10 protein-coding genes and 1 riboswitch are annotated in these 11,800 nt (G+C 32.8%); of the genes, 1 reads left to right on the top strand and 9 read right to left on the bottom strand.

Annotated elements, in window-relative coordinates; genetic code table 11:
- From K8M07_RS12230 to K8M07_RS12210, 5 genes are all read right to left on the bottom strand, one after another.
- Window positions 1-186: deaminase (locus K8M07_RS12230; protein ID WP_263282556.1), on the bottom strand; the 186-nt coding region annotated here is incomplete at its 3' end.
- 109 nt (window positions 187-295) lie between these two features.
- A riboswitch (FMN riboswitch) is annotated at window positions 296-412 on the bottom strand.
- Window positions 413-500: 88 nt separating this feature from the next.
- Window positions 501-4,028 (bottom strand): pyruvate:ferredoxin (flavodoxin) oxidoreductase, encoded by a 3,528-nt coding sequence (gene nifJ, locus K8M07_RS12225; RefSeq protein WP_223379336.1) that lies wholly within the window; start codon window positions 4,026-4,028, stop codon window positions 501-503.
- A 123-nt stretch (window positions 4,029-4,151) separates the two neighbouring features.
- Window positions 4,152-5,204, bottom strand: coding sequence for an S-methyl-5-thioribose-1-phosphate isomerase (locus K8M07_RS12220; protein ID WP_223379335.1), 1,053 nt, complete (start codon window positions 5,202-5,204; stop codon window positions 4,152-4,154).
- A gap of 38 nt (window positions 5,205-5,242) precedes the next feature.
- Entirely contained in the window at window positions 5,243-6,070 is an 828-nt protein-coding gene (locus K8M07_RS12215) for a purine-nucleoside phosphorylase (RefSeq protein ID WP_223379333.1), read from the bottom strand.
- A gap of 93 nt (window positions 6,071-6,163) precedes the next feature.
- Window positions 6,164-7,021 (bottom strand): alpha/beta fold hydrolase, encoded by an 858-nt coding sequence (locus K8M07_RS12210; RefSeq protein WP_223379331.1) that lies wholly within the window; start codon window positions 7,019-7,021, stop codon window positions 6,164-6,166.
- A gap of 360 nt (window positions 7,022-7,381) precedes the next feature.
- On the opposite strand from K8M07_RS12210, the gene K8M07_RS12205 reads away from it, so the two are divergent.
- On the top strand, window positions 7,382-7,723 hold the full coding sequence (locus K8M07_RS12205) for a 4a-hydroxytetrahydrobiopterin dehydratase (RefSeq protein WP_223379329.1): 342 nt from the start codon (window positions 7,382-7,384) through the stop codon (window positions 7,721-7,723).
- Between the two features lie 40 nt (window positions 7,724-7,763).
- Here the strand turns inward: K8M07_RS12205 and K8M07_RS12200 are convergent, their stop codons facing one another.
- From K8M07_RS12200 to K8M07_RS12185, 4 genes are all read right to left on the bottom strand, one after another.
- Window positions 7,764-8,231 carry a GNAT family N-acetyltransferase gene (locus K8M07_RS12200; protein WP_223379327.1) on the bottom strand — a complete coding sequence of 156 codons (468 nt, stop codon included), beginning with the start codon at window positions 8,229-8,231 and terminating at the stop codon, window positions 7,764-7,766.
- A gap of 47 nt (window positions 8,232-8,278) precedes the next feature.
- A complete protein-coding gene (locus tag K8M07_RS12195) occupies window positions 8,279-8,779 on the bottom strand; it encodes a GNAT family N-acetyltransferase (protein WP_223379325.1) in 501 nt (166 codons plus the stop codon).
- Between the two features lie 293 nt (window positions 8,780-9,072).
- The gene (locus K8M07_RS12190) at window positions 9,073-10,908 is read right to left on the bottom strand and encodes a sensor histidine kinase (RefSeq protein ID WP_223379323.1); all 1,836 of its coding nucleotides are present in this window, start codon (window positions 10,906-10,908) and stop codon (window positions 9,073-9,075) included.
- The gene (locus K8M07_RS12185; RefSeq protein ID WP_411741973.1) at window positions 10,883-11,584 is read right to left on the bottom strand and encodes a response regulator transcription factor; all 702 of its coding nucleotides are present in this window, start codon (window positions 11,582-11,584) and stop codon (window positions 10,883-10,885) included. Before K8M07_RS12185 ends, K8M07_RS12190 begins: the two co-directional genes overlap by 26 nt.
- Window positions 11,585-11,800 lie beyond the last annotated feature (216 nt).

Raw genomic sequence — 11,800 nt, 5'->3', positions numbered from 1 at the left:
ATCTTGATCTGCGCTATTTATTGCATTGGCCTCTGCATGACTTTCTCCATATCTTTCATGATATCCTCTAGCAATTACAATTCCATCTTTTACAATCACTGCCCCTACAAGAGGATTAGGGCTTGTAAATCCCATTCCCTTTTGTGCTAAGTCTAAAGCTTGTCTCATAAAATGTTCATCATTCATAATATCTATACCTCCAAAAATAATTAAAAGCCCTGAAATAAATTTCAGGGCTTAATTACCATTTTTGATATTGCAAAAATAATTATTATATAATCATTTTATAGTTATTTATTGCCTTCTTTCATCCAGACTATACTGTCGGCCTTGGAATCTCACCAAGTCAACCGAATATCGGCTCGCGGGCTCTACCGCCGGTGGGGAATCGCACCCCGCCCTGAAGGAATATTATTTTTTTACATTATAGCATTATATCAAAAATTTATCAAATTTAATATTAATATAATACATTTCTCATTCTAATTAAGCATTCATTTTCATTTTATTTCTGACAACTTCTTATAGAGTTCGTATCTTGCTTTTGCATCTTCCTCTGATTTTTTATATAGCTCTTCTGCTAATTCAGGGAATGTATTCTTATTTTGTGAATATCTTACTTCTCCTAATATGAAATCTCTGTAAGAAGCATTTGGTTCTTTCGAATCCAATACAAATGGATTTCTTCCCTGCTCTTTAAGTCTTGGATCATATCTATAAAGATGCCAATACCCAGCTTCAACTGCTCTCTTCTCTTCTGCAACGGATTTACCCATACCTAGTTTTATACCATGATTTACACAAGGGGCATAAGCAATTATCAAGGATGGTCCTTTATAGGATTCTGCTTCTACTATGGCTTTTAATGTATGATTCATATTTGCTCCTAATGAAACCTGCGCTACATAAACATACCCATAGGTTGCTGCCATCAGCCCTAGATCCTTTTTCTTGGTTTTCTTTCCTGAATATGCAAATTTAGCTGCCGAACCAGTAGGTGTGGCTTTTGAGGATTGACCTCCTGTATTTGAATACACCTCCGTATCATATACCAGTATATTCACATCTTCACCAGAAGCTAATACGTGGTCTAATCCTGAATATCCTATATCATAGGCCCAACCGTCTCCTCCTACTATCCACATACTCTTCTTAACTAGAAAATCCTTTCTCTTAAGTATCTCCCGAATAACTTTATCATCCTTATACTCTTTCTTATTTAAAGTGTCAATAATCTTCTGATATAACTGTTTAGTTTTTTCACCATCATCAATATTTTCTATCCATTCAGTGAAAATCTGGGTTAATTCATCACTTATATTTGCAGCAATTACTTCTTCCATCAGTTTCTTAATCTTGTCTCTAATCTGTTTTACTGCCAGATGCATCCCAAGACCATATTCAGCATTATCTTCAAATAGTGAGCTACCCCAGCTAGGTCCTTTTTCGTTGTGATTCTTTGTATATGTGATACTTGGTGCACTTGCCCCCCAAATGGAAGAACATCCTGTTGCATTAGCTATCATCATCCTATCACCAAATAGTTGAGTAGCTAATATTAGATATGCTGGCTCTCCACATCCAGCACAAGCTCCGTGAAATTCTAACAAAGGTTTAGCAAACTGACTACCTTTTAACATAGTCTTAGGCATTAGGTGATCTTTATAAGTAACATTTCTAGCTACATATTCCCAATTATCCCTTTGTCTTTCTATTTCTTTATCTGCATCTACCATTACCAATGCCTTTTCTGGAGCAGGACATACGTCAGCACAGTTTCCACACCCTGTGCAGTCTAATGGACTAAGCTGTATTCTAAACTCTAAGTTTTCTAATCCTCTTCCTACTGCTTTCTTAGTTTCAAACGTTTCGGGAGCATTTTTCTTTTCCTCTTCATCCAATAAAAATGGTCTAATTACAGCGTGCGGGCATGCATAGGAACATTGGTTACATTGTATACAATTTTCAGTTTGCCACTGAGGAATCATTAATGCAATCCCTCTTTTTTCATATGCAGAAGTTCCTAGTGGAAATGTTCCATCTTCCATGCCAACAAATGCTGAAGTTGGAAGGTCGTCTCCATCATGTCTAGCCATTGGTCTTTGTATTCTCTTTACAAACTCAGGCTCATCCTTTATCCCTTCCTCTTCTACTTCTTCTACATCAGTCCAACTATCTGGTATATTTACTTTAACCAATCCGTCTATACCCTTATCAATGGCCTGGTAATTTAATTCAACTATCTCTTCCCCTTTTCTTCCATATGTCTTTACAACAAACTCCTTTAAATGTTTTACAGCTTCTTCTACTGGCATAACATTTATAAGTTTAAAGAATGCTGCTTGCATTATCATATTTATCCTTTTACCTAACCCAATATCTTGTGCAATTTTTTCTGCATCTATAATGTAAAAATCTATATTATGTTGTTTAATAAATTTCTTTATCTGCGCTGGTAAATGTTCATCAAGTTCATCTACCTTCCAGGGACAGTTTAATACAAAGGTTCCTCCATCCTTTAAACCCTTCAATATATCATAATGATACAAATATGATTTATTGTGACAGGATACATAATCCGCATCGTATATTAAGTATTCAGATTTAATAGGTGTTTTCCCAAATCTTAGATGAGAAATCGTGGTTCCCCCAGATTTTTTACTATCATATTCAAAATATCCTTGGGCATACATATCGGTATTATCACCTATTATCTTAATTGCCATTTTATTGGCTCCTACTGTACCATCAGAGCCTAATCCCCAGAATTTACATCTGATATTGCCTACAGGAGATGTATCTATTTTCTTTTCTATTTCCAATGATGTATTGGATATGTCGTCTACTATACCTATAGTAAATCTATCCTTTGGATTTGAATTATTTAAATTTTCATATACTGCAATTATCTGTGCAGATGTAGTATCTTTCTGCCCTAATCCATATCTTCCTCCTACTATTAATGGGTTCATATTAGAATTGTAGAACAACGACTTAACCTCCAGGTATAGGGGTTCTCCTATAGAGCCAGGTTCTTTGGTCATATCAAGTACTGCAATTTTCTTCACTGTTTTTGGCAATACATTGAAGAAATGCTTTGCTGAGAATGGCCTATAAAGGTGTATCTTAATTAATCCTACTTTTCCACCTTTGTCACTTAAATAATCTATTACTTCCTCAATGGTTTCACATACAGAACCCATGGCAACTATTATTCTTTCAGCTTCCGGATCTCCATAGTAATTAAATGGTTTATAGTCTCTACCAGTAATATTACTGATTTCATTCATATAATCTTCTACTATATCTGGTATTCTTTCAAAATAGGGGTTTGCTGATTCTCTTTGTTGAAAATATATATCAGGGTTTTGAGCAGTACCTCTTAGTACAGGCCTTTCTGGATTTAAGGACCTATTTCTAAATTCATCTACTGCATTGATATCCAATAGATTTTTCAAATCATCATATTCTATGACTTCTATCTTCTGTATTTCGTGACTAGTTCTAAATCCATCAAAAAAATGCAAGAAAGGTACTCTTCCCTTTATAGCAGAAAGATGGGCTACTCCTGCTAAATCCATTGATTCCTGAACGCTATTTGAGCATAGCATTGCAAATCCAGTTGGTCTAGTTGCCATTACATCCTGATGATCACCAAATATACTTAAAGCATGGGCAGATAGCGCTCTCGCCGCTACATGAAAAACTCCTGGCAACAATTCTCCAGTAATTTTATACATATTTGGTATCATAAGTAAGAGTCCTTGGGATGATGTATATGTAGTAGTCAATGCTCCTCCTTGCAAAGACCCATGTATTGCCCCAGAAGCTCCTGCTTCTGATTGCATTTCTATGACCTTCACTTCTTGATCAAATAAATTCTTCTTTCCAGTACTAGACCAGGCATCTACCAATTCAGCCATAGGCGAAGACGGCGTAATTGGATATATAGCTGCTACCTCTGTAAAAGCATAGGAAATATAGGCAGCGGCTTCATTTCCATCCATAGTTCTCATTATTTTAGCCATATCATACCTCCATATTATATTCTAATTCTAGTATTTTACAAATTAGAATAATAATACATATTAAAGGTAAAATCCTTATTTCTATAATAGACCTATTGATTTCTGCCCCTTTTCTAATACCTATTAGTAGAATTCACCGGTTTCATCTTCAAAATACCTATGAAGATCATAGGGTACAAAAATACCTCTATCGGTAACCACTCCACTTACTAAACTTGGTGGCGTAATATCAAATGATGGGTAGTATCCTTTGACTCCTTCCATGGTGTTCTTTTTTCCTCTCGCTTCTAATACCAGATTAGGGTTTCTTTCCTCGATGGTAACTTCTGAGATGGTTTCATATTCTGCATCAGGTATACCAGTTACAAAATAAGGTATTCCATGATACTTCGCTACAATGGCTATCTGATATGTCCCTATCTTATTGACCACATGTCCATCCATGCAGATTGCATCTGCTGCAGATGTGAATAAATCAATCTTTTTAGTAACCATAGTATATGCTGGCATATTGTCAGTGATTACTGTCGTATCAAATCCCTGATCATATGCGACACTTGCAGTAAGCCTTGCACCTTGAAGATATGGTCTGGTTTCAGGCACGAATAATTTAATCTCCTTGTTTCTTTTTTTAGTTACTCTTAGCATCATACCAACTATAGTTTCTCCAAAACATTGAGTCATAACATTTCCTTTATGAGGAAACATATCTACAAGATACTCTGCTACCTTCTCCATTGTAGAATATCTGCGGTTTAATGAATCTATGGTGTGTTCAAATATTTCTTCATCTACTTTTCCATCTTCTTCAATTGCAGTTTTAGCAGCTCTTAAGCATCCCCTTGTCACTTGGCTCATTCTATTAACAGTTGTAGGTCTTGCATGGGCTAATGTGTACGCTGCCTTTTCAAGGTACTTCCACATATCCTCTTTGCCCATATTCTTACATTCATAGGCTGCTAAAGCCATACCCATTCCGGCTGCTGTATATGGTCCTGCACTTTGTGTCACCATATCAGCAATAGCATGTGCTACTTCTACATGAGTATTACATATCACAAATTTCACTTCTGTTGGATACACTCTTCTATCCAATATTTTAACTTTTCCATTTTCATACCATGCAACATTTTCATATCTAAGCATAAAAGCTAAATCATGGTCTTCTCTTAGCACGTAATCTCTCCTTTAAATATTTATTCTTTGGTTACTATTTACATTTTTTTAATAATCTCTCCAACTAGCTGTTTGAATTTTTTTGAAAACTGCTTTGCTGTTTCATCGACTTCTTCTGATGTTATTGGCTGTTTCAGAATACCTGCTGCCATATTGCTGATAAAAGATAATCCTAAGACTTTCATGCCACAATGTGCTGCTGTTAAAGCTTCTGTTACTGTAGACATTCCTACTGCATCTCCTCCTAAACTTCTAATTGCTTTAATCTCAGAAGGTGTTTCAAATTGTGGCCCTGGCCAGAAAAAATATACGCCTTCATTTAATTTCATACCAACTTTCTCAGCACATTTCTTAGCCAATTCTCTTAATTCTTTTGTGTACATATCTGAAACGTCAAAAAATCTTGGTCCAAATTCTTCAATATTTGGTCCTCTCAAAGGACTAGCACCCATAAGTTTGATATGGTCTTTAATAATCATTATTTCACCGGGTTTATATGAAGTGTTGACAGCTCCTGATGCATTTGTAAGTATTATTGTATTTACTCCTAACAAATGTAATACTCTTATTGGAATTACTAATTGCTCAAAATCATACCCTTCATAGTAGTGAAATCTGCCTGACATACATACTATCTTTTTACCATTCAATTCACCTAATATTAGTTTCCCTGCATGAGATTCTACTGTTGAAACCAAGAAATTTGGTATATCCTTATAATCTATAACTACAGGATCTTTGATATCATTTGCCAGTGATCCTAAGGCTGTGCCCAATATAATGGCTACTTTTGGTTTATAGTCAATTTTATTAAGTATATAATCTGCACTTGCTTTAAAATGCTCATAGTCATAGTTCTGTTTCATTTATTTACCATCCTTTTTTAAAGTTTTTAGTAATGTGAACCCTTTTGATAAGAATAATTTTTATCTGTCATAATCTCAATGGTTCCAAAAAGCTCACTTTTCGTTTCCCTTTTCGTTTAGAAACTCAATTAAAATTTTATTTCTTTTCTCTTTTCCCTTTCCAATCCATATTAAATGTCCCCAAAAATCATTCATGTATAATTTTGAGTCTTTAATATTTTTATGTGCATATTCTGCATGTTCAAAAGGGACAGATTTATCGTATTTACTATGAATTATTAAGGTTGGAATAATTATATTTTTTAAATTCTTTTGTTCAACATCATGTCCCAAATCAATAATAAATCCTTTATCTGATGAATATCTATTATTTAATTTTCTTATTTCTTCTATATCTTCTTCTGTCATTCTACTCATGATTTCTTTATTATTGAGTGTTGAAAATTGAGATAAGTACATCTTTGCAAAAAACTTTGGAAATAAATTATTAAAAGTTTTAATCAAAAACCACGTTAACTTTTGTAGTTTTGGATTGAAAATTATCTTTGCCACTTTATAGGTTACATCATTCTTAGTAAGCCATGTTTTAGTTATTGCTGATTCCAAAATAAGTTTTTTAACTCTATTGGGATATTTTGATGCTAATACAATAGCTGTTGGTCCTCCAGCGGAAACACCAATAACAAATACTTGATCCAAATGTAAATAATCTAATAAGGCAATCATAGAATCCGCTGTTCTTTCTGGAGTCTCACCAACTAAAGATGCAGTTTTTCCATAACCAGGTCTAGAAGGAGTTAAAACAGAATAACCAGATTTTATTAAAGAATTATAGCCCAATTTTTCTTGGCAATTAGAATGGCCACCATGTAAATTTAATATAACTGGTCCATTCCCCTTTAAAGTATATTCTATAGCACCATTTGATGTATATGCAATTCCCATTTCCATTAAATTATCCTCCACATATAATAGTTTACTGGTTAGTAACGGTATCTACTTTAATACTTCTAAGAATTAATACGGAAAGTACTAAGGATGTTATACATTGCCTTTATTAGAAAATATTCCCAAAGTAGTAGCTATAATTGCAACTATAGCAATAAATAAAACTAATACAGTAATTGAATTCTTATATTTCATAAACATCTCAGCTCCTTATAATTTTTTATACCACTAGTCTTTTTTATTTTATCATTCATTTATGAACGATAAAAAATTATAATGCATATAAAATCCAATATTTCTGATAACTGTTTATAGTTAAGGGTATATATAAACATATATATTCTTTAGAAAGTTGGTGGAATAATGGCTAATTTAACTAATAAAAGGTGTATTCCATGTAGTATTGGTGCTCCAACTTTAGTGGAAGAAGAAATAAAAGAACTGTATAAATCTCTTAAAGACGGTTGGAAAGTTATAGATAATAAGCAACTAGAAAAAACATATAAGTTTAAAAATTTCAAGGAAGCATTGGATTTTACAAATAAAGTAGGAATATTAGCTGAAAAAGAAGGTCATCATCCTGATATATATCTTTCATGGGGAAAAGTTATAATAAAATTATGGACTCATAAGATTGGTGGCCTGCATGAGAATGATTTTATATTGGCAGCTAAAATAGATGAGATTAATCAGAATTCCTCCTAAAACTGCTAACTTTACACTTCTTCCCATTTCTTATAACGTTTTAGTATTTGTGATGTCTTTCTTTGATAACACCTAATTCTTTATACATAATGATGTGGGGACCGATAGACGGATAATCAAATACTTCACCGTATACTTTAAAACCTAATTTATTATAATATCCTAGTACATTAGTTCTTCCTTTACACCATAAAAAGTTAAAACCCTGTTTTTTAATCAAATTTTCAGCATAGTTAACTACTGTTCTTCCAGCCCCTAACTTTCGAAAATCCTCAATGGTTGCCATTGCTCTCAATCGATATTGTTTTTCAATAGGAAAATCAGGATTCCTCTCGACACAAAAGGAGGCAACGCTTATCAGCTTTCCTAGATAGAATGCTCCAACATGAAATGCCTTATCCTCGTTATCTGTATCATATTTACAATCTTCAATTGTTTGGTACGGGCGTAGGACATTGTGCCTAATTTTATAAGTCATTTCTGGTTTAATTGTTCTGACCTCAAACATACTTTCCTCCAATCTTAACTGTATTTCTGAATCAAGGTTCGAGAATATTACTCAATACCAACCTTAGTACTTCTTCTTTCCATCAATACTACATCTTGCCAGTTTCCATTTTTTCTCTTTCCTAGCTTCTTTCTAATTCCTACTACTCTAAAACCACACTTTTTATGCAATGATATGCTTGCTTCATTTTCACGAAATATAATAGACTGTAATGTCCAAAATCCATGTTCTTCTGATAACTCTATTAACTTTTGTAATAAACTTGTCCCAATTCCCTTGCCTTGATATTTTAAACCAACATAAATGCTTACTTCTGCTACACCACTATAGACACGTCTGTTAGAAGCAGCCCTTAATACAGCCCAACCATATATAGTATCTCCATTTCTAGCAACTATTCGACATGAATCAATATGGCTTTCATCCCACTTTTCCCAATCTGGAGCTTCTGTTTCTAAAGTTGATTTTCCTGTTTCAATTCCTTGTATATAAATATCTTTAATTTGATCCCAATATTTAACATTCAGCTTATCAATAAAATATCTCATATACTAATTCACCTCTACTTACTAAATTTATCTTATGTATAAGACAACAAGACTCTCCCACATTTACCTGTACCTATCAATGGAGATTTCCGCATTACAATTTATCTTCATTGATTTTTTAGTAAACTGATTCTGTGATATATTTATTCTACAAACTTATACAAATTCCTCTTTAATTAATAATATTTTTTATCAAATATGGAATTAAAAAACAATTCTCTAACGTCAGAGAATTGTTTTTTAATAATTTAATTTCCTTCTCTTTTAAAATTTAGTACAACATAAAGGTCGCTCTACTTTTCAATATTAAACTTAATTATTACCTTAAATAAATCTCCATCTATATCTACCTTAAAGTCTCCACCACATACATTTGTAAAGCTTTGGGCTATGGATAAGCCTAAACCACTGCCATCTGTTGTTCTGGATTTATCTCCTCTATTGAATCTCTGGAGTATATCTTCAGCTGTAAAGTCCATTTCGTAGCCTGCTATATTTTTAATTGTAGCTACTGCTTTACCTTTAATCTCTTCTAATTCTACATATATTCTTGTTCCTTTAAGGGAGTATTTTAAAGCGTTGTCTATTACATTTTGAAATACCCTATATAGTCTTTTACCGTCTGACATTATATTTACAGGTTTATCTGGCAGTTTTGTTCTAATTTGTAATCCTGATTTCTCTATTTCACCTTCCATATCACCTAGAGTCTGTTCAATTAACTTCTTCAAGTCCAATTCTTCCAAATCAAGGTTAATATCTCCGCTTGTACTTTTAGCTAGGTCAAACAAGTCTGAAACAATATTTTTAAGCCTATTGGATTTGTCAGATAATATATTCACATAATCTCTTGCAGTTTCAGATAAATCTTCCTCCTTCGACAACAGGTCTATATAGCTTATTATTGAAGTCAGAGGCGTTTTTAAATCATGAGAAACATTTGTTATCAGTTCTACCTTGGTTCTTTCTGATTTCATCTGATCCTCCAAGCTCTCATCAAATCCTTTATTGATTTCTTCGTAGGTTCTATTATTGTATTTAATATACCAGTATATAATTACCATTTCAATAATTGGCGGTATTATAATAAGAGGAGGAACAATTATGAATATAAATGTTAACAATACTAATACTGCACTAGTAATTATAAATGCCAGCTGTCTATAGAACAAAGCCCTGGTTAGAGGGAACTTCTTAAATTTTCTTCCATCAAATAGACTCTTCAGAAAATCTTTTATCTTATAATATGCTACATAAATCATACTCTGCTTCATTAACTTTCTAGCCTTCATGTTTCTAACCATAGAAAGGAGTATGACTAGACCTAATGATGACATAATAGCAGTTGTTACTCCAAACATAACTAAAGAATAGATTTGATCCATACTTAAACCATTTGCTATATTTGAATATATGTTAAGCACATCAAATCTAACTGAAAACCAAATTGCTATAATACTCATTAAAGCAATTACATGTATCTCTGTATATACTTTATCAATTCTCCATAGATGAAGCTCACCATCTTCTTTTCTACCTGTTACAAACATTAAATAGATTGTAAGTATAAAGGCTAATACAACACATACTATGATTAAAACTAAAAATGGAAAAATTGTATTTTTATTATTTTCCCATTCCTGTTGATTTGCTTCCATATATTCGTCTGGGAAGGCAATGTATATTGTATATTCATCATTAAATCTATTGGAGTGTAGCCACTGGCCATTGGTGTTTTCTCCAAAAGACCATCTGCCATTTTCATAAGCGTAAAAGGCTTTATCATTTTGTTCAAAAAAGCTTTTATCTTTATTCTCAGCATTTGTAAATGTTGTTTCTCCGTCACTTATATAATAATAGTAGTTCAAATTCTGTGGTAACTTCTTTATTTCATCTTTATTTTCTATTAAATCAAAATAAAGAATTCTATTCAATGCTTGATCCACATCTTTATAAAAGAAATACTCACTATCCTTATATTTCTCTACAAATAATGACTCAAACGTCATATCCAAATACGAAACATATTGTATTTGTAGCATTGCTGCAGTAATCAGTATTACAGTTAAAATAAATGCTATTAATTTTGTTGCTTTATTTCTGCTAACATTTCTCAATTTTGTATCCAATGCCCCACACCACCTTTAAATATTTAGGCTCCTTAGGATTAATTTCGATTTTTTCTCTGATGCGTCTTATATGGACCATTACAGTATTTTCCACTGAATAGGCTTCTTCATGCCAAACCCTTTCGTATATTTGCTCTGCAGAAAATACAATCCCAGCATTGCTCATCAAAAATTCCATAATCTTAAATTCTGTAGGAGTTAGCTTAACATATTCTCCATCAACTTTAAATTGTTTAGTTTCTGTATCAATGTTTAAACCTCCAACTACAATCTGAGATGAATTTTTTATATTTCCCATATCACCAAGCTGCATATATCTTCTTAGCTGACTTTTTACCCTGGCTACTAACTCCTGAGGATTAAATGGCTTTGTTACATAGTCATCAGCTCCCATGGACAGACCTAATATCTTGTCACTGTCTTCAGTTTTGGCCGATAGGATTATAATTGGAATGTTTTTATCCTGTCGAATCCTCATTGTAGTTGAAAGTCCATCCAGCTTTGGCATCATTACATCTAATAATATTAATTGAATGTTATTTGTAACCAGTACATCTAAAGCTTCCATACCATTATATGCCTTAATAACCTTGTATCCTTCAAATTCTAAAAGCTTTTGGATTGCATTTGCTATTTCTCTGTCATCATCAACCACTAATATATTCACTTGATCCACATAAACGCACCTCTTTCTATTCCCTTCGCCTATATTTATATAGTAGTATGGTAATCTTAAAATATAGCTAATATAATTCTTACGAATTTCTTAAAGTATATTTTATCATCATTTAGTATTAAAAAAAAGGCGACCAATGTGATATGATACTTCCAAAGTAGACAGTCTAATTAATTAAAATTAGATTTTCTACTAGGAGGTTTTTTATGGGAAGAA

Origin of the sequence: Schnuerera sp. xch1 (genome assembly GCF_019931165.1) — a bacterium.
GTDB lineage: Bacteria > Bacillota > Clostridia > Tissierellales > Tepidimicrobiaceae > JAIOUP01.
This window is presented reverse-complemented; position numbering and strand designations above follow the sequence as displayed.